Annotated in this window: 20 protein-coding genes and 1 tRNA gene; 8 read left to right on the forward strand and 13 right to left on the reverse strand. The window is 61.1% G+C overall.

The window, feature by feature from the left end; translation table 11 throughout:
- Positions 1-147: 147 nt before the first annotated feature.
- The gene (locus ACWGTI_RS21950) at positions 148-1,428 is read right to left on the reverse strand and encodes a glutamate-5-semialdehyde dehydrogenase (RefSeq protein WP_454589045.1); all 1,281 of its coding nucleotides are present in this window, start codon (positions 1,426-1,428) and stop codon (positions 148-150) included.
- 78 nt (positions 1,429-1,506) lie between these two features.
- On the opposite strand from ACWGTI_RS21950, the gene ACWGTI_RS21955 reads away from it, so the two are divergent.
- Positions 1,507-1,992, forward strand: coding sequence for a hypothetical protein (locus ACWGTI_RS21955; RefSeq protein WP_454589046.1), 486 nt, complete (start codon positions 1,507-1,509; stop codon positions 1,990-1,992).
- Positions 1,993-1,998: 6 nt separating this feature from the next.
- Here ACWGTI_RS21955 and proB read toward each other — a convergent pair whose 3' ends face one another.
- Positions 1,999-3,126 (reverse strand): glutamate 5-kinase, encoded by a 1,128-nt coding sequence (gene proB, locus ACWGTI_RS21960; protein WP_454589047.1) that lies wholly within the window; start codon positions 3,124-3,126, stop codon positions 1,999-2,001.
- Between the two features lie 2 nt (positions 3,127-3,128).
- A complete protein-coding gene (gene obgE, locus ACWGTI_RS21965; RefSeq protein ID WP_454589048.1) occupies positions 3,129-4,160 on the reverse strand; it encodes a GTPase ObgE in 1,032 nt (343 codons plus the stop codon).
- A 170-nt stretch (positions 4,161-4,330) separates the two neighbouring features.
- On the opposite strand from obgE, the gene ACWGTI_RS21970 reads away from it, so the two are divergent.
- On the forward strand, positions 4,331-5,194 hold the full coding sequence (locus tag ACWGTI_RS21970; RefSeq protein ID WP_454589049.1) for an endonuclease/exonuclease/phosphatase family protein: 864 nt from the start codon (positions 4,331-4,333) through the stop codon (positions 5,192-5,194).
- A gap of 181 nt (positions 5,195-5,375) precedes the next feature.
- Here the strand turns inward: ACWGTI_RS21970 and ACWGTI_RS21975 are convergent, their stop codons facing one another.
- From ACWGTI_RS21975 to ACWGTI_RS21985, 3 genes are all read right to left on the reverse strand, one after another.
- Positions 5,376-5,963 (reverse strand): GNAT family N-acetyltransferase, encoded by a 588-nt coding sequence (locus tag ACWGTI_RS21975; RefSeq protein ID WP_454572915.1) that lies wholly within the window; start codon positions 5,961-5,963, stop codon positions 5,376-5,378.
- A 134-nt stretch (positions 5,964-6,097) separates the two neighbouring features.
- Complete coding sequence (gene rpmA, locus ACWGTI_RS21980; RefSeq protein ID WP_454589050.1) at positions 6,098-6,367, reverse strand: 50S ribosomal protein L27; 270 nt, start codon at positions 6,365-6,367, stop codon at positions 6,098-6,100.
- Between the two features lie 99 nt (positions 6,368-6,466).
- The gene (locus ACWGTI_RS21985) at positions 6,467-7,165 is read right to left on the reverse strand and encodes a 50S ribosomal protein L21 (RefSeq protein WP_454589051.1); all 699 of its coding nucleotides are present in this window, start codon (positions 7,163-7,165) and stop codon (positions 6,467-6,469) included.
- 368 nt (positions 7,166-7,533) lie between these two features.
- Between ACWGTI_RS21985 and ACWGTI_RS21990 the strand changes: the two genes are divergently transcribed.
- Positions 7,534-7,623, forward strand: a tRNA-Ser gene (locus ACWGTI_RS21990).
- 103 nt (positions 7,624-7,726) lie between these two features.
- Positions 7,727-7,975: a hypothetical protein gene (locus ACWGTI_RS21995; protein ID WP_454589052.1), complete on the forward strand. Its 249-nt coding sequence runs from the start codon at positions 7,727-7,729 to the stop codon at positions 7,973-7,975.
- 394 nt (positions 7,976-8,369) lie between these two features.
- Here ACWGTI_RS21995 and ACWGTI_RS22000 read toward each other — a convergent pair whose 3' ends face one another.
- Positions 8,370-8,648 carry a hypothetical protein gene (locus ACWGTI_RS22000; RefSeq protein ID WP_454589053.1) on the reverse strand — a complete coding sequence of 93 codons (279 nt, stop codon included), beginning with the start codon at positions 8,646-8,648 and terminating at the stop codon, positions 8,370-8,372.
- A 351-nt stretch (positions 8,649-8,999) separates the two neighbouring features.
- Here ACWGTI_RS22000 and ACWGTI_RS22005 point away from each other — a divergent pair, with 351 nt between their 5' ends.
- On the forward strand, positions 9,000-9,239 hold the full coding sequence (locus tag ACWGTI_RS22005) for a hypothetical protein (RefSeq protein WP_454589054.1): 240 nt from the start codon (positions 9,000-9,002) through the stop codon (positions 9,237-9,239).
- A 399-nt stretch (positions 9,240-9,638) separates the two neighbouring features.
- Here the strand turns inward: ACWGTI_RS22005 and ACWGTI_RS22010 are convergent, their stop codons facing one another.
- Both ACWGTI_RS22010 and ACWGTI_RS22015 read right to left on the reverse strand, forming a co-directional pair.
- Positions 9,639-10,238, reverse strand: coding sequence for a hypothetical protein (locus ACWGTI_RS22010; protein ID WP_454589055.1), 600 nt, complete (start codon positions 10,236-10,238; stop codon positions 9,639-9,641).
- 741 nt (positions 10,239-10,979) lie between these two features.
- Complete coding sequence (locus tag ACWGTI_RS22015) at positions 10,980-12,959, reverse strand: putative bifunctional diguanylate cyclase/phosphodiesterase (RefSeq protein WP_454589056.1); 1,980 nt, start codon at positions 12,957-12,959, stop codon at positions 10,980-10,982.
- Positions 12,960-13,236: 277 nt separating this feature from the next.
- Between ACWGTI_RS22015 and ACWGTI_RS22020 the strand changes: the two genes are divergently transcribed.
- Positions 13,237-14,283 carry a class I SAM-dependent methyltransferase gene (locus ACWGTI_RS22020; protein ID WP_454589057.1) on the forward strand — a complete coding sequence of 349 codons (1,047 nt, stop codon included), beginning with the start codon at positions 13,237-13,239 and terminating at the stop codon, positions 14,281-14,283.
- A gap of 103 nt (positions 14,284-14,386) precedes the next feature.
- Here ACWGTI_RS22020 and ACWGTI_RS22025 read toward each other — a convergent pair whose 3' ends face one another.
- Entirely contained in the window at positions 14,387-14,581 is a 195-nt protein-coding gene (locus ACWGTI_RS22025; protein WP_454589058.1) for a hypothetical protein, read from the reverse strand.
- Positions 14,582-14,653: 72 nt separating this feature from the next.
- Entirely contained in the window at positions 14,654-14,953 is a 300-nt protein-coding gene (locus ACWGTI_RS22030) for a DUF1236 domain-containing protein (RefSeq protein ID WP_454589059.1), read from the reverse strand.
- Positions 14,954-15,300: 347 nt separating this feature from the next.
- On the opposite strand from ACWGTI_RS22030, the gene ACWGTI_RS22035 reads away from it, so the two are divergent.
- Positions 15,301-15,789: a hypothetical protein gene (locus tag ACWGTI_RS22035; protein WP_454589060.1), complete on the forward strand. Its 489-nt coding sequence runs from the start codon at positions 15,301-15,303 to the stop codon at positions 15,787-15,789.
- A gap of 50 nt (positions 15,790-15,839) precedes the next feature.
- Here ACWGTI_RS22035 and ACWGTI_RS22040 read toward each other — a convergent pair whose 3' ends face one another.
- Positions 15,840-16,733, reverse strand: coding sequence for an SDR family oxidoreductase (locus tag ACWGTI_RS22040; protein ID WP_454589061.1), 894 nt, complete (start codon positions 16,731-16,733; stop codon positions 15,840-15,842).
- Positions 16,734-16,860: 127 nt separating this feature from the next.
- Here ACWGTI_RS22040 and ACWGTI_RS22045 point away from each other — a divergent pair, with 127 nt between their 5' ends.
- Complete coding sequence (locus ACWGTI_RS22045; protein ID WP_454589062.1) at positions 16,861-17,802, forward strand: AraC family transcriptional regulator; 942 nt, start codon at positions 16,861-16,863, stop codon at positions 17,800-17,802.
- A gap of 8 nt (positions 17,803-17,810) precedes the next feature.
- Here the strand turns inward: ACWGTI_RS22045 and ACWGTI_RS22050 are convergent, their stop codons facing one another.
- Entirely contained in the window at positions 17,811-18,506 is a 696-nt protein-coding gene (locus ACWGTI_RS22050; RefSeq protein ID WP_454589063.1) for a hypothetical protein, read from the reverse strand.
- Positions 18,507-18,522 lie beyond the last annotated feature (16 nt).

Consider the following 18,522-nt stretch of genomic DNA (forward strand, 5'->3'; position numbering starts at 1 on the left):
GCAGTTCCATCGATAACGCGCTTCTTCCCACGCCGGAGATTGGCGAAAGCCGTAAAGACATCTGATCTCCCCCCTTGCGGGGGAGATGTCCGGCAGGACAGAGGGGGGTGCCTGGATGCAAGCTTCAGGCCTTGTGAACGACCGGCATCAAGGCCTCACCTGTCCCGACCCGCGCACGCGGTATTTGAACGAGGTCAGCTGCTCAACGCCGACCGGCCCGCGCGCGTGCATCTTGCCGGTGGCGATGCCGATCTCGGCGCCCATGCCGAACTCGCCGCCATCGGCGAACTGGGTCGAGGCATTGTGCAGGAGGATCGCCGAATCGATCTCGCTGAAGAAGCGGTCCACCGCCTTCGCATCCTCGGCAATGATCGCCTCTGTGTGATGCGAGGAGAACGTTTCGATATGGTTGATGGCGCCGGCGATGCCGTCGACCAGCTTCACTGCGATGATGGCGTCGAGATATTCGGTCACCCAGTCGGCGTCCGTCGCCGGTTTGGCGTCGAAGAACAGCTTCATCACTTCGAGATCGGCATGGATCTCGCAGCCGGCGGCACGCAGCGCGTCGAGGATTGGCACCAGATGGGTGGACGCGACGGCGCGGTCGACCAGCAGCGTCTCGGCGGCGCCGCAGACGCCCGTGCGGCGCATCTTGGCGTTGACGGCGATCTTCACCGCCATGTCGAGATCGGCCGAGCGGTCGATATAGAGATGGCAGATGCCTTCGAGATGAGCGAATACCGGCACCCGCGCCTCGCTCTGCACCCGACCGACCAGGCTTTTGCCGCCGCGTGGAATGATGACGTCGAGATTGCCGGAGAGCCCCTTCAGCATTTCGCCGACAGCGGCGCGGTCGGTGGTCGGCACCAGCTGGATCGCATCTTCCGGCAGGCCGGCGACCTTGAGCCCTTCGACCAGGCAGGCATGGATGGCAGCGGATGAATTGAGCGAATCCGAACCGCCGCGCAAAATCACCGGATTGCCGGCCTTGAGGCAGAGCGCCCCGGCATCCGCCGTCACGTTCGGCCGGCTCTCATAGATAACGCCGACGACACCGAGCGGCGTGCGCACGCGCTCGATCTGCAGGCCGTTGGGGCGATCCCAGGCGGCGATGACATCGCCGACCGGATCGGCGAGTGCCGCGATTTCCCGGATGCCGTCGGCGATGGCGCGGATGCGCGCCGAATCGAGCTTCAGCCGGTCCATAAAGGAGCCGGAAAGCCCGGATTCGTGGCCGTTCGAGACATCGATGGCATTGGCCTCGACGATTTCCTGCTCACGGGCGACGATAGCATTCGCCATAGCGATGAGCGCGGCATTCTTGGCGGCGGTGGTGGCGATGGCCAGCGGTCGAGCGGCAGCGCGGGCGCGGCAGCCGATATCGGCCATCAAACTGACTACATCATCGCCTTGAAATTTGTTCAGCATCTGACCGCTCCGGTGAAGCCTGGTGGATTTACACGCGGCTGGCCTTCGCGGCAATGGCTGCAAGGTTGAGGGGGCAGAATGAACAGAGCCATAATCCTCGTTGCGCTTGGCGCGATGCTCTTGCCGACAGGCGTTCGCGCCGCCGATTATTGCGACGACAAGATCGAACCCGGCGAGAGCCCGGATGGCAAGGCCATGACTATGGTAGGTTCGATGATGGCCATTGTGCTCGCCGAGCGCTATTGCGGCGCGCCACCGACATCGCTTTCCCGGATCTACGTTATTGTTGAGGAGGGCCACGGATGTGGGCCGCGTGCGAGGCTCGAGGTAGAATTCAAGAAAAAGATGGACGAGGAAAATGCGACAGACGCAAAGATGGCCGACTCCGTAATGCACGATCTGATCGCCGACGGAGCCGACCTGCCCCAAGCCGAAATGGACAAACGTGCTAAGGCTGTCATTGAAGGACAGTTGGGAAGTTGCAGCGAGCTTTTGAAGATGCAGCAGGACGTCGAGGATCGATACCGTCACCCACCCAAATGGCCGCCTGAACCCGAGAAGTAGCGCCCCTCAGTCCGCAGCGCCGCTCACGACAAGGTCATCCCTGTGGATCATTGCCGAGCGCGCCTCGTAGCCGAGCACGGTTTCGATCTCGGCGGTCTTCAGGCCTGCGATCCTGACGGCATCGGCGGCATCATAGGCAACCAGCCCGCGCGCGATCTCGCGGCCCTCGGGCGAGAGTATCGCCACCGTATCGCCGCGCGAGAAATTGCCGCTGACCAGCCTGACGCCGGCCGGCAGCAGCGACTTGCCGGAGAGCAACGCACCGATGGCGCCGGCATCGACGGTCAACCGCCCAGCCGGTTCGAGCTGGCCGGCGATCCAGGTCTTGTAGCCCTTCACGGGATTGGCGCTCGGCTTGAAGAAGGTCGCACGCTCGCCGCGCTCGATCGCCATCAGCGGCGACAGCCTGGTGCCGGAGGTGATGATCATGGCGGTGCCGGCGGCAGTCGCGATCTTGCCGGCGTCGAGCTTGGTGCGCATGCCGCCACGCGACAGTTCGGACGCGGCAGCCCCCGCCATCGCCTCGATATCGGGCGTGATGCGGTCGACCACCGGAATGAATTTCGCCTGCGGGTCTCGCGCCGGCGGTGCCGTATAAAGCCCGTCAATGTCGGAGAGAAGCACAAGCAGGTCGGCGCCCATCATCGTCGCCACCCGCGCCGCCAGCCTGTCATTGTCGCCATAGCGGATTTCGGAGGTCGCCACCGTGTCGTTCTCGTTGATGACCGGCACCGCCTTCATCTTGAGCAGCGTCGAGATCGTCGCGCGGGCATTGAGGTAGCGGCGGCGCTCTTCGGTGTCGCCAAGCGTCAGCAGAATCTGGCCCGATTTCAGCGCGCCCTTGCCCAGCGCATCCGACCATGCGCCGGCCAGCGCAATCTGCCCGACAGCCGCTGCCGCCTGGCTCTCTTCGAGCTTCAACGCCCTCTTGCCGAGCCCCAGAATGGTGCGGCCGAGCGCAATGGCGCCGGACGACACGACGAGAATCTCGGCGCCGCCATTGGCCAGCACCGCAATGTCTTCGGCAAGCGAAGCCAGCCAGTCGCGCTTGAGCCCGCTGGTGCGGTCGACCAGCAAGGCCGAACCAACCTTGACCGTGATGCGCCGGTATTTTGTCAGCGACTGCGCTGTCATCGTTATGAATTCCAGCGGGTCTCGACGGGGGCCGTAGCCCTGTCGCGCGCTTCGCCAACCACCGCCATCAGCGCGCGCAGCACCGCTTCGACGCCTTCGCCGGTGACCGCCGACAACAGCATCGGCGCGCGGCCGGCGGCGCGCTTCAGCGACGCGGCTTTCTTCTTGCGCTCATCGGCGTCAAGGATGTCGACCTGGCTGAGCGCCACGATCTCGACCTTATCGGTCAGCCCGTTGCCGTACGCTTCGAGCTCGGCTCGCACGGTCTTGTAGGCCTTGCCCGGGTTCTCTTCCTGCGCCGAGACCAGGTGCAGAAGCACCCGCGTGCGCTCGACATGGCCGAGGAAACGGTCGCCGATGCCCACACCTTCATGCGCGCCTTCGATCAGGCCCGGAATGTCGGCGATGACGAATTCGCGTGCATCGATGCGGGCAACGCCGAGGCCGGGATGCAGCGTGGTGAAGGGGTAGTCGGCGATCTTCGGCTTGGCCGCGGTCACCGCCGCCAGGAAGGTCGACTTGCCGGCATTGGGCAGGCCGACGAGGCCGGCATCCGCAATCAGCTTGAGCCGCAACCAGACACTCATCTCTTCTCCGGGCAGGCCGGGATTGGCGCGCCGCGGCGCTTGGTTGGTCGAGGTCTTGAAATGCTGGTTGCCGAAACCGCCATTGCCGCCCTTGGCGAGCAAATAGCGCTGGCCGACCACGGTCAGGTCGCAGATCAGCGTCTCATTGTCCTCGGCAAACACCTGGGTTCCGGCCGGCACTTTCAGCGTCACATCGGCGCCCTTGGCGCCGGTCATGTTGCGGCCCATACCATGGACGCCGGTCTTGGCCTTGAAATGCTGCTGGTAGCGATAGTCGATCAGCGTGTTCAGCCCGTTGACGGCTTCCAGCCATACATCGCCGCCGCGGCCGCCGTCGCCGCCGTCCGGGCCGCCGAACTCGATGAACTTTTCGCGCCGGAACGACACCGAACCGGCGCCGCCGTCACCGGAGCGGATATAGACCTTGGCTTGATCGAGAAATTTCATTGGACTACGCAGTTTCTGCCGTTGGCCTTGCGGCTTTGCTCTGACCTTGCGCCTTGCTCTAAACCAAGGCGGACCGAAGGGCGAGGCCGATTTGCGACTAAAGCGCCTGATGCCCTTTTGCCGGGGACGCAGTAGCTATGGTCGCGGGACGGAGCGTGAGGGGGGCGGGAATGAAGGTTGTCACCTATAACATCCAGTACGGCATCGGGCTCGATGCCCGCTACGATCTCGGCCGCATCACCGACGCGGTGCGCGGCGCCGACGTGATTGCCCTGCAGGAAGTGACCCGCAACAACCCGAGGAACGGCAACCGCGACATGGTGACCGAGATCGGCGAAGCGCTGCCTGAGTATTTTGCCGCCTATGGCAGCAATTTCGAAGTCAATGTCGGTTCGCGCCTGGAGGAAGGCCGCGCCATCACCACAACCTTCCAGCTCGGCAACATGGTGCTGTCGAAGACGCCCATCCAGCTGTCGCGCAATCTGCTTTTGCCGCGCAGCCGCAGCCTGGAGGCGATGAACTTCCAGCGCGGCGCGCTCGAGGCGCTGATCGAGACCCCGCTCGGCTTCGTCCGCTTCTATTCCACCCACCTCGACCATCGCAGTCCGGTTGAGCGCGCCAGCCAGATCCGTTTTCTGCGCCAGCGCCTGTTGAACTATGCCCTCGAGGGCGGCGGTCTCTCCGGCATTCCCGAGATCGGCCTGCCTGACCTGCCCTATCCCGAAGCCTTCATCGTCATGGGCGACTTCAACATGCTGCCCGGCTCCTCGGAGTATGTCGAACTCGTCGGCCGACCGGACCACGAGTTCGGCATGCCGCTGACCGCCGATCTCGCCGTCGATGTCGCCCAGCGCCTCGATGCATCGGATCTCGTCACCTGGGTCGACCCCAACCGGCCCGAGGACACAGGCCGCCACAAACGCATCGACTACATCTTCACCTCAGCCTCGCTCGCCGGCTCGCTGAAGCGCCTGTGGGTCGACCAGAAAGCCGTCGGCTCGGACCATTTGCCCGTCTGGGTCGAGATGGGCTGAGCCACGACTTCACGGACCTTCTGGCCTCGCGGGCACGCGCCCAGGTGGGTCGAGATTCAGGTCAGGCCGCGTCGAGAATGGTAGCTTCTGAGAACCGGAGCGGAGCGTACTCAAGTACGTGAGCACCGGAAGCGCAGAAAACCAGCGTTTGCAGGCCGGCCTCACCTGAATACCGACCCACCTAGAAGTGGACCCAGTTGCGGAGGCTGATCCACGTCTTGCGATCCAGCCTATACCGCTCGACCGGCACCTGGCCGGCGACGATCGAGTTCAGCATGCCCTGGCCCGCATACTGGAAGCCGCACTTGTGGATGACCCTGCGCGAGGCCGGATTGATGACCCTGGTCGAGGCCTGCAGCACCTGCGTCGAGGTCCGCTGGAAGGCGAGGTCGACCAGCGCATGCGCGGCCTCCGTCGCATAGCCGCGCTTCCAGTAGGGCTCGCCGATCCAGTAGCCGAGTTCCAGCCCGCGATCGGTCATGTTGAGCCCGGCGCAGCCGACGAACGTGTCGGTGCCGGCCAGCGTCAGCGCATAGGCAATGCCTGCCCTGCGCGACCGCGTCATGGCCAGGAAGGCGCGCGCCTCGGCCTCGCCATAGGGATGCGGCATGCGGGCCAGCATTTCGGCGACATGACGGTTGTCGGCAAGCTCGACCAGTTGCGCGATATCGGCTTCGCAGGGCGCCCGCATCACCAGCCGCTCCGTGGCCAGCGTCGGGCAGTCTATCGCGTAACTTTCGTCTTCGGTGTCTTCCGCTTCGGCAACCATTTTCAGTCCTCCAGGCAAGAAAAAAGGGGAGATGGAAAACCCATCTCCCCTGATCCTTTCCTGGATTTGCCAAACCTTTTGGCTTCCAGACACCGGTTCCCGAGATGGGCGCCGGTTTTATAGTGCGGAACCGGCTACTCCGCGGCTTTGGTAATCGGATTGACCGATACGTAGGTTCGGCCGTTGGCTTTTTTGTTGAAGGTGACTGCGCCGGTCTCGAGCGCAAAAAGGGTGTGGTCCGTGCCCATGCCGACATTGACGCCGGGATGCCAGGTGGTGCCGCGTTGACGGACGATGATGTTGCCCGGGATGACGGCTTCGCCGCCGAACTTCTTCACGCCCAGACGCTTGGAATGCGAGTCGCGACCGTTGCGCGACGAGCCGCCAGCTTTCTTGTGTGCCATCTAACTAACTCCGATGCGCCCTGAGGACGCTTGAATGGTCTTATGAACGCGTTCGCGTTCCGTTTCAAGTCTCTACCGGCGAGCTTCGTCGCCGGAAAATTACTTCTTCGCCAGTTCCTTGGCCTGCTCGCGCCAGTCCTTGATCTGGTCGGCGCTGAAGGGCATGTGCTCGTCGATCTTGGCGACATCCTTGTCGGTCAGCTTGGCCAGCTGCGCGAAGGTGATGATGCCCTGCTCGGCCAGATCCTTGGCGGCGACCGGGCCGATGCCCTTGATCACGGTCAAATCGTCCGGCTCGCCCTTCGGCGCCTTGAACAGCGGCGCAGCGACAGCGGTCTCAGCCTTGGCTTCCGCCTTCGGGGCAGCCTCAGCCTTGGCTTCCTTCTTGGCCTTGGCTTCCTTCGGCGCGGCCTCGGTCTTCGCCTCGGCGGCGACTTCAGCCTTTGCCTCAGCCTTGGCGGCGGCCTTCTTGGAAGGCTTGGCGCCACCCAGCAGAATCTCGGCGATCCGCACGGTGGTCAGAAGCTGGCGGTGGCCGATCTTGCGGCGCGAATTCTGCCGGCGGCGCTTCTTGAAAGCGATGACGGTGCGGTTCTTGCCCTGCTCGACGACTTCCGCCGTGACCAGAGCGCCATCGACGAACGGAGCGCCGAAGGTGACATTCTCGCCCTCGCCATGCGCGAGAACGCTGCCGATTTCGACGATATCGCCAATATTGGCTTCGAGTTTTTCGATCTTCAGGAGATCGTTGGCGGCAACGCGATACTGCTTACCGCCCGTTTTAATGACTGCGAACATTTTTTGCCTTTCGCTGTTCGGTCGGCCTTGATGAACCGCCTTACGCGGTTCGGCCGTCTTTTTGTCAGTCTGCGGGTTCAAAAAACAAGCGGCGCGGAAGAACCCTCCACGCCGATTGCGCGCTTCCCCTAACCGAAGGTTCGGGTGAAGTCAAGGCAAACGGCCGGATTCCTTAGCCATGCTGGCTGCTTGTCGCGGCCGATCCCTGCGGTCGAAGGTTGGTCGGCCTCGCCTGTCGACGCGGCCGTAACACAGCTCTCCCGGCAGAGCCCCCACAGCAACTGAATTTCCCCGCGGATTTGGCCTTGTAACCTGCCCGCCCAGCCGTTATCTAGTGCGCCGCGCCGGCAACGGCCGACCATGACCGCGGAGAGGTGGCAGAGTGGTCGAATGCACCGCACTCGAAATGCGGCATGGGTGCAAGCCCATCGGGGGTTCGAATCCCTCCCTCTCCGCCATATTCTGTCGATAAGGCATTGAATTAGCTGCGAAACGGCTGGCTGCGCATGTCTCCTTCCCAATGCGGTTCCCAATGGACTGCAACTTAGAGGAGGACTGGAAATGACCAGCTTTTCTGACTCGCCGGCCGCTTGGTTCAAAGGCCGTTTCTCTCGCCGGGCCGTGCTCATCCGCGCCGTTGCTTCGGCGCCTGTTGTCGTCGCCGCTGCCGCCATCGGGGCACCTGAGCCAGTAGAGGCAGCGCGGACTATTAGCCGCACTGATCTCCTGATGGCCTATTCCGAATGGCTGCATTTCGAACGGCTGATGCTCCAGCGTGACCTATACGGCGACAACGTCGATGTGCATTAGCGCGCTCGCTGGGTTCCCTGTAACACTAGGGCAAGCTGGTTTCATTTCCCACTGCGCGAAAGTGGCCTCACATGGGAGACGATCTACGGTTGGGCATAACTCGGGTGGCGCGAGACCGAAGCTGGTGGTCGTCAACAAGGGTTAGCGAATGCTGGTCGTCAAGATCTTCTGGTACGTCTTCTGGCTCGTTGTCCTCGGTTCGATCCCACCACTGGGAGCGATCCTCATTGCGTATTTGGGTGCGGGCTTAGCCGAGACCCTGGGGTTGACAAAGTAGGCTGGTGTCCACGCCTGAAACCGTCTGGGAGAAACGTGGAAATCTCCACACCACCCGACCCCAAACGGCGGCGGCGCCGGGGTGAGACTGAAGCTAGGTCGGATAGCATAGGCATGCTCAGGCACGGCTGGCATACTTCACCTTGCCCCACCGACTGCATTGAGGGCACAAAGGATGGAGATAGGCCAACTTGTCGCCCGGAATATTTCCCGAACTGGTGACCGTCAGGCTGCCGCCATTGAAACCCTCCAAACTGTAGGATTCCCATGCGCCACTGAGAGGCTGATTGTCTTCTCGTAGTTTCAAATACCCGGTGCGACCGCATTCGCAAACCAGCTTTTCCCGCAATACAGTTGAGAGCACTTCGGCCAGCCTTCCGACGATGCGGGGAAACATGCGCGACACTACCGCGGACAGTTTGGTATTTGTTTTTCCCCCGCTGCCCAAGCTACAGGCATATTAGCGATAGCTCAACTAAGACTGAAGTCCCTAAGCCCTCTCTCGAAGGTCGGCTTCCACTCGCGAGCACTGTTAGCGTGGATGCTCACCGGGTGACCGTAGGTTGCGGTCGGTTCCTGGGCTGGGCGTGGCCTGCCGTCGCTATGCTGAGTGCCCGATCCACCGAATTGCGGCGCGTGGCTCTATATTGCTTCCTGTGAGGTAGGGCCACGGCTTGATTGCCAGCCTGGTCGGGGTGTAGGAATATTGTCCCGTTGCGGCGATCCCCTCAAAACGGAGTTCGCTACCATGGCAAGAACCAAACCTGCAAAACAGCTTTCAGAGGCTCAAATCGAGCGCTTCCTCGTCGCGGCGGAGGCGCTGCACAAGAGCATCGTCGGTCCACTCCTGGCGTACCACAGCGAGCACTACCGCGCGCTTCGTGAGGTCCATGAGCCGCTGTTGAAGTCAATCGAGACCATCACCGGCAAGCGGGCCGAATTCATCCAGTGGAGCGGGACCGGGCCGGTGACGCCACCAGGACCATGACTTACGCGATCACACCATATGCATCAGCGTAACCTACATTAGCCTGGCCTATCGGTAGGCCCCGACCTACCAGTGCCGGCGTCCCGCGCTTACCCACCCCAAACCCCCTTTGGGACGCCGGCTTTTTCCCACCCCGGCAAGAAGTCGCTAGAATATTGCGGCGGGGGATGCACGCTTGAACACACGCTGCAGACCCACGACTTCCGCGTAGGCGTGGCGATGAAATTCTAAGACGGTTAGCGGCTAAGCTCGGGCCGCTGGACTAGGTTCACATTTAGGCGCAGCCCAGACTGGGAGCCAAAAAGCCCACCGCGTGAGCGGTGGGCTTTCTGACGGGCTGGGGGCCGGAGAGTGCCATTGGCCTCCTGCCTGTTGCCCTACCCGTTCCGGTTAGATCGCTTAGCGGCGCGAGATCAGCAAGCAGAGTTGACGCAAGTCAGCGTCGTAGCTGCCGCCATTGCTAAGCACATCCGCACAGCGCTTCTTCATCCGGCTAATCTGACTGGTCGACATCTGTGCAACAACTCCTGGTATATCGGGCGTCACCGTTCCAGGTGTACCGGGGGTGCCAAGCGTGCCGGGGACAGTCCCTCCGACGCCGACCCCAGCGCCAACGTTAATGCCATTGCCTATGCCGACACCGGCGCCAGCGCCGATGCCGCCAGCACCGCCAACGTTAGCGCCCAGACCAGCGGTAACTCCGCTCGCCCCGCCGACCGTGGCTCCTGCGCCAGCGCCGACACCGTTTTCGCCTCCAACCGAAACGCCCGCACCAGCATTAACACCGTTAGACCCGCCCACTGATGCGCCAAGGCCGGCGTTTACACCACCGCTTCCACCGATGGATGCGCCTGCGCCTGCATTGACGCCGCCGCTGCCGCCAATCGAAGCGCCCGCGCCGACACCAATCCCACTGTCGGCCATTGCCGGCATCGAAAGGATGAAAATCACTGCGCCACCTGCCAACATGCTGGTGAACGTTTTGCTGATCGAAGCCATAACACTCTCCTGTTTGTCGTTGCGCTTGAGGCAGCCCCAACCATGCCGGCTGCCATCTAATATTACGTGCAGCTACATTTTGAGTTTCTAATATGGCATCGCTTTTCCACCGACGTGGTTAATGATTTTTAAGGATTTTCCTAAAATTTTAAATGGATTTACACTGGCCGCGCCATAGCGAGCAGGGCGGGCCCGTGGCGTCAGTCCGCCAAGCTGCCATCGCGGTGAAGCATTGCCTCGATCTCGTCTACGAGGTCGCTCACAGCGACAGGATCGTCCGTTATGCGTTCGGCAGGTGTTCGGCCATCCATCGGTCAAAGAAGTTGGTCCCGCGTGTGCTCATCTGCTCATAAGCGAGCAGCCAGAACTGGGTTTCCTTCGCCTTCGAATACAGGTTCTGGCCATGGCGGACACCTTGGCTGAATCCGGCGGGTAGATCAGGCCGACATCTTTCGACTGGCAAACTTCGCATTTCAGCTTTGGCTTCAGATCCCATTCCACCGCGGGCGCATGGGTGGCAAAGCGGTCGCGGAGCTTTCCGAGGGAAGCGTTTGTTGTGGTGGCACTTCCCGGCGGAAACTTCTTCCCGCCATGGGAAAATTCCCGTTAAATCGTCGTGCCGATCTTCGATTGGCGGCTACTGGAGCAATTTCAGGAAAAGTGTGAAACGGTTTTCCGCCCGAAAGTGGGTGAAATCAAAGAGATAGGGCATTTCGCCGTTCCGTGAAACGATGACGTGCTCTAGGCAACGAGGCCTTGCCTGATTTGGTTTACTTCTTCGATCGGGACCGGATGCCCGGTGAGGAAGCCCTGCATCAAATGCACCCCCAGGCGCTGCAGCAACATGTATTGCTCTTCGGTTTCAACGCCCTCGGCGAGCACGACATGACCGAGATTGCGAAGCAGTCCGACCATGTCCCGCAACAGGCTCAAGCCACGAGACGTCTGGCAATCGTGGAGGAAGCTGCGATCAATTTTGACCACGTCGAATTTGAAACGGCGGAGCCATGTAAGGCCAGCAAATCCCGTTCCGAAGTCGTCCAGCCAGATCTGAACGCCCAATTTTCGCAGCCGCTCCACGTTTCTTACCGCTTGCGCCTCCAGAAAGATGTCACTGCCTTCGGTGATTTCGATGGCCAGTTTCTGTGGCGCAAGGCCATGCCGACTGAGGATTTCGGTGATCCGGAGTGAAAAGTTGGGAACCTTGAGCTGAAGAACAGATACGTTCACGGTCACGACCGAGCCCAATCCGTATTCCGCCATGTCACCGCAGGCTCGATCGATCAGCCACGTACCCAGTTCCACTATCGCTCCGGTTTGTTCGGCAACGGGTATGAATACGGACGGACTGATCATGGTGCCGTCGAAGTCACATACCCGCATCAGGGTCTCGTGGCCGAGCACTCGTCCAGACGCCAGGTCGCAAATTGGCTGGTAGGCGACAGAAACGAGTTGGCTGGAAACCGCCAGCTTCAGCAGTTCTGAAAGATTTTCGCCGGAGCGATCCCGGCCGGTGGCGTGCGGGTCGTAAATTGTGAACGTAGCCCGACCAGCAAACTTGGACGCATAGAGTGCGCGGTCAGCTTCCTGCAGCAGGATTCTAAGTTCTATGCTCTGATCGGGGCGCGTCAACGAGGCTCCGGCACTGATCGTGACAATGTTGAGCTTGTCGCCCCGATCGGGGTGGTAGATCTCCAAATCCTCCACAGCCCGACAAAATTGCTGCGTTATTTCATGAAGGTGAGCCCGTCCGGTGACCTTGCAGAGAATGACGAATTCTTCTCCGCCATAGCGGGCCGCGACGGCGTCGTTCGAAGCCGCCATCTCGGAAAGGACGTGAGCGAGTTTGATCAGACAATCGTCGCCGGCCTGATGACCAAGTCCGTCATTGAACCTTTTAAAGTAGTCCACGTCGATCAGAATAAGGCCTATCTCGTCGTCGTCCGCGACCCAGTCTTCGCGCAGCTCCGAGAATTCTCGAATGATCGCTCTTCGGTTTTTCATTCCCGTGAGCGGATCGGTATCCGCGATTTCGGTTAGCTTCTGCCCCTTCTGGATAGCAGCCTGCTCCTGAATCTGTGCCCGAAGTGCGTGCAGGAACGTCTGGTACCGCTCCAGGCTCAGTCGCCAGGAAAGGTAAAGCGACAGCACCAGGCAGTTCACGAAATAGGCCGACAGCACAACCCGGCCCGCCATGTCGGCCTGAAGGGAGAACATCGCGGCGCATACAAAGCTCGCAGCGACCGTCGCGGAGGCTATGGCCGAAAGCCAGAACCGGAAGTTGAAGAACAAGTTCGCACCCAGGATGAATACGGTGCCAAAAACCATGAAATGGGAGAGGGCATCCTGATGCTCTGTTCCACTAGCGGATACGAGCCATCCAAGGGCACCGGAGACAATCGCCAGTGCTGCTACAAGGTGCAAGGTGGCAAGGGCGAAGCCTCGCCGGGCGACAAATTCGACGAGCGCCAGGGAAGTGACCCCTAGCATAATGCGGGTCAAAAGAAGCCGATCCGCGATATCCGGAAAAAGAAACCAATCGAAGAGGCCATAGGCCACATAGCTGAATACGGCAGCCGCAATTCCCCATCGCACGAGACTGCGATTTTTATCGGCATCTTTCTGCAGGAACAGTGCCAGGAGTTCCGGATCGGCCGAATGCCACCGCGGGCGTGCAATTGCAGCCGCCACCTTCTGGGCAACGTCCTCACTCAGTTGCATTGCAACGCTCCTCCGCGATCTGCAGTAGCGAATGCAATAGCCGAGGTCGCCCGCCATCGGACAATGAAGGCACCACTGTCCGCAAGAAAAGTCGGATGTCGCTAACCGACGGTAAACAGGCGGTTCGGATTTAGCCGGTTCAGGAGGCGGACGACCGCTCAATTGGCTAAAGTTTTACTAAAGTTTTACTAAAGTTTTATTAAAATAGTTTGCGTCATGCAGCGCCACACCTGTGCTGTTTGACGTGGGCCGGGGGGCAAACCAGAGGGTAAACGGCATGCCTATCGACCCAAAATTGCAGCTCGACGAATACAGCCTCGTCACCACCAGACTGATGAAAAAACATGCTGCTAGCTCTGAAGAGAGGGCCGACTCCGACGAGTTGAGGAACAGCGCGGTCCAGCTCGCATTGATACTGGATCTTGCTCATCAGGCCTTCGTGCGGCGCAAACCGGCCGCCCTCACCGTCCACCGCCTGGCAGGCAGACTCCATAAGCTCCGCCGGCAGGTTGCCCCCGCGGTCTGGCAGAAACTCGTCCCGTTGGCTCAGCAGCACCGCGTCGCGGAATATTTGATCCAGGACCCGTTCACACGTTGGTCGGTCGAAAAACCTCGTGGGTATTCTGGCGACGCAGGCCTGCTGGACATTTACTACAAACATCCCACTGCCGCCGATATCGTGGCTTCATCGACCTCGCTTGGTCGGCAAATTTACGCGTACACCAGTGAAGCTGCCAGTTCGGTGGCGGGGCGCGAGCGGCGGGATATTCTGGCCAGGACGGTGGACGAGACGGCCAGCAATGTGGAAAAGGCGGAGGTGCTGGCGATTGCCTGCGGCCACCTGCGGGAAGCCGAACGCTCCGACGCGTTGGCCAAGCGTAAATTGCACCGTTGGATCGGCCTGGATCAGGACCCCGTCAGCGTAGCCACTGTGAACCACGACTTTGCCGGCACGGCAGTCGAGGCAATCCACGGCTCTGTACGCGGCATTCTTCGCCGCGCCTACGATCTTGGCACATTCGATCTCGTCTACGCATCGGGGCTTTACGATTACCTGCCGCGTGCCATCGGCGTGCGCCTGCTGCAAAGAGCCATGGAACTCGTCAAGCCGGGTGGCGAATTCCTGTTTGCCAATTTCAGCGACGAGATCACGACGGATGGTTACATGGAGACCTTCATGGATTGGCCACTCATCTTGCGTTCGGCTGACGATATGCGGGACATCATCAATGCCGCCCTCGGCGGGAGTTCTTTCGAAGCGCAGGTATATTATGGCTCGAACCGGAACATCGTTTACGGCAAGGTCAGGAGGGGCGACCTCTAACCGGGCCCAAGTGCGGGAGATCGCGCGCGCATCCGCGTAACTACCCCGACGGCTGACACGCGCGACGGTTACGCGCTCGAATGGTCACTCAGGGAGCGATGGTCTATGTTCCGGCAAGGAACGATGCAGCAATCAGGTCGTCGCCATCAATGCGACCCTGGCCGCACTCCATGATGGCCGCGACCTTCTGAAAAGTCTGCATTTCGCCTTTTGTAATCTGCGCTTCCAGCATCCTTGCCTTGAGGTCGGCGATGCGGGTCCCCAAGGTGTCGGATCTTCCAGTCTCGGCTTTCAACATGATGTCTATCCATCTGACGTGAGAGCCCGTCGCCACGAAGGCAACGGGCTCGGACCAAGAAACCGCAGGTGGTCAGTCGTAGACCTTGATGATTTTGTGAGTGCTGGGATCGACGATGACCGTGCGGTTGTCGACCACGGTGTACCGATACTTGACGTCGGGAATTTCGTGAAGCTCGACCGTATCGGGCAGCGCTGTACCGATGTTGAGTTCCACGCCGGGAATCTTCACTGAAGCAAGCGGCTGCTTCTTCACATAGGTGCGGATCACCGTTTCCTGTTCAGGCTGGATGATGATGTCTTCCGCCGCGGCTGCGCCGATACCAGCCAACAACAAAAGAGTCGCGGCAGCGCCGGTGAGATACATTCTCATAGTTTCCTCCTTCATGAGATTGGCGCAGGACGCCATGCCCTGTGCTCGAAAGGCCAACCTCGAGCGAGTTCAAACGTTCCCTGGACTGGGCTTCAGTCTGGATACCGTAGGACCTAAGTCCGATCGAAAACACGCAACGGTCTTGCCCGCAATTTTGCGTGGAACTTCCCGCTTCGACGCCTGTTGCAAATAGTTCGGCCAAATCAAATGGATAGAAGTGTCAGCCAAGCGCGATGGTTGCTCGCACCTATGTTTGCGGCGCGGTCACCTCGTGATTGGAATAGTCCTTGGCTGACATCTCGCGGTCGGCGCCGTTACGTCTCTTCCGGCGCCTGGGGCGATGGTACATGGAGACCTTCATAGATCGGCCGCTCATCCTACGTTCGGTTGACGATATGTGGGACATAATCAATGCCGCCCTCGACGAGCCGCACACCAGACGGAGTGGCGCGAGCGGATTTCCAAGCCTTTGCTGTTATTCAGTCGTCAATGGGTGGAGTTTCCCGACAGTTGTCGCAGCGCGCATTCATCATCCCGCTCATCCTGCTGGCGGTGGTTGTCGCGTTGTCGGCAACACCCTTCCCCGGGGGATGATCGGCTTCCTGATCGCTATCGCGGGGACCTTCTTCGTCGCGATACCGGGAGCCGCCATCGGCGAGGCACTGAACCGGACCGGCGTTCCGGTGACGGGAGAGCAACTCGTCTGGGCTGCGGGCGGCCTCTACGCCGTGTTTGTTCTTGCCGCGACCGTGCAGTCCTGGCTGCGGCTCCGGCGAGGCGACATGAACGGAGCACGATCAGCGGGCGCGCGGCCCTTCTGCTCGCCCTGCCACTGATCGCCTGGCTGTCGGTCAATGCCATGCAGCGCAACTGACCCTGATCCCGTTCAGCTCTCGAAATAGCGGGCACGGTCGAGATCGGCGATGAGCCCCGGCCCGGCCGGCAACCATTCCAGCATGGTGCGGGTCTGCTCGCTTGAGGCCGATAAATCCCTGCCGATGAAATGGCCGAGGAAACCGAAATGCCCGGCCGCCTCCTCTTGGCTCTTGGAAACGACCGGCAGGTTGAGGCGGCGGCCGATTGTCTCGGCGATCTCCCTGGTCGCCACGCCCTGTTCGGCAACCGCGTGATAGCTCGCGCCGCCGGCTCCCTTCTCCAGTGCCAGCCTGTACAGCGTGGCGGCGTCGACCCGGTGCACCGCCGCCCAACGATTCACGCCGTCGCCGATATAGGCCGAGACGCCCTTTTCACGCGCAATGGCAATCAGCATCGGCACGAAGCCATGGTCGCCGTCGCCATGGACGGTCGGCGCCAGCCGCACCGTCGATGCGCGCACCCCGCGCGCAGCGAGTGCCATGGCCGTCGCTTCCGAAGCGCGCGGCATGGAGGCCGATGGAGCCGCGGGCTTGTCGTCTTCGGTCGCTGGCCTTCCCTGCGCAAATCCGGCGAGCCCGGAGGTGACAAGCAGCGGCCGCTCGGACCCTTCCAGCGCCGCGCCGAGCGTTTCGATGGCGCGCTGGTCCGCCGCGCAACTGGCAGCGAATCTCGAAAAATCGTGATTAAAGCCGGTATGGATGACGCCGTCCGCTTGACCGGCGGCACTGCGCAGGCTGTCCAGGCTGTCGATATCGCCGCGATGCGCCTCGGCCCCCGCGGCGACGATCGACTTCGCACCCGCTTCCGAGCGCGCGAGACCGAGCACTTTGTGACCCGCATCGAGCAACTCGCGGACAATCGCCGAACCGACAAAACCGGTGGCGCCGGTAACGAACACACGCATGATGGTTTCTCCTTGGCTTTTATCGAAGGCCGCGCAGGCGGCCCGTTGCCGAAGGAGATAATTGGTTGAGATCATACGATCTATGCTGTAAAGTCCGAGATATCTTCGCAATCGTCCGGGAACGCTCATGGATCCGCTGTCAGATGTGCTTTCGCTGCTGAAGCCGCGCAATTACCTGTCGGCTGGGCTGGAAGCCGGTGGTGACTGGGCGATCCAGTTCCCCGACCAGCAGGCCGCCATCAAATGCGGTGCCGTGGTGTCAGGCCGATGCTGGCTGTCGGTCGAGGGCGTCGCCAACGCGGTGCGGCTGGACGTCGGGGACTGTTTCCTCTTGCCGCGCGGCCGGCCTTTCCGTCTTGCCAGCGATCTCGCACTGCCGACGGTCGATGCAAGCACGATCTTCTCACCGGCGCGCACCGGAGGCATCACCACCCACAATGGGGGCGGCGATTTCCTGCTGGTCAGCAGCCGGTTCGCGCTGTCCGGCGACCATGCCGGCATACTGTTGCGGATGCTGCCGCCCATCGTTCACATCCGCGCCGAGAGCGACCATTCGGCGCTGCGCTGGCCGGTGGAGCGGATGATGCAGGAATTGCGCCAGCGGCGACCTGGCGGCTTTCTCATCGTCGAGCATCTCGCCCACATGATCCTGATCGAGGCCTTGCGCCTGCATATGGAAGCACGGCACAGCGTCGGCTGGCTGTTCGCGCTGACCGACAGGCAGATCGGCGCGGCGATCGGCGCCATGCACGAAGACCCGGCACATGCCTGGACGCTGCAGAAACTGGCGGAGCGCGCCGGCATGTCGCGGTCGACGTTTGCGCTGAAATTCAAGCAGACGGTCGGGGCGTCACCGCTGGATTATCTGACGCGCTGGCGCATGATGCTTGCCGGCGACAGGCTGATGCATTCCGGCGATCCGGTGTCGGTCATTGTGCTGTCGCTCGGCTATGAATCCGAAAGCGCCTTCAGCACGGCGTTCAAGCGCGTCATGGGCTGTTCGCCGCGGCAATACGGCCGGCGCCTGGAGATGGACTCGCCGGCGCAGGGCGAACGCGAAGCCGCTTGACGCGAGGATTACGGCCAAAGCCCCTTCGTGGCCTTCAGGTTGGCGTCGATGTGCTCGCCATAGAAGACACCCAGATTATCCTTGTAGCCCTGCTTGAATTTCCTGGTGTCCATGTTGTGCTTGGTTTTCTTCGCGCCTTGATTATAGGCGATGGCGACATAAACGCTTTCATCATGCGTCAAGCTTTTCTTGCCCGCGCCATAGAGCGCCTTGGTCTGTGCCGTCAGTTCCGACATGCCGCGGCTGAGCGTACCTTTCCAGGTCGCCCACTTCTCGTTGATGAAATAGTCCTTGTCCCCGTCGAAGAACTGGATGTCGTACTGGAACATGCCGAAGCCATGGCAGAACTTGTCCGGTTTCGTGGCCGCGGTCTTATAACCCGAATTGATCGCGGCGATGCGCACCAAAGCGGCGCGGGCTACCTTGAACATTTCCTTGCCCCTGGCATGGCTTTCGAGGTCGGCCCGGTTTTTCGGCCAGGCGGACGCACGCTTGGGAAAATCGATCGTATCGCCGACGCAGACGGCGAGCACCTCTTCGGGTTTTGCCGTCTTGTACATCTTTGCCCAGATGTAGAAGGTTTCCTGAATGCCTATCGAGATCAGCAAATTCTTGGTGATCGGCGTGCCGGCGACCGAAGCGTCGATATCCGCACCGAAATTCTTGTTCATCCAGATCATCGCATCCTGCATGGCGGTGGTCATGGCTGTCTCCCCAAAT

Source organism: Mesorhizobium sp. ArgA1, from assembly GCF_053714375.1.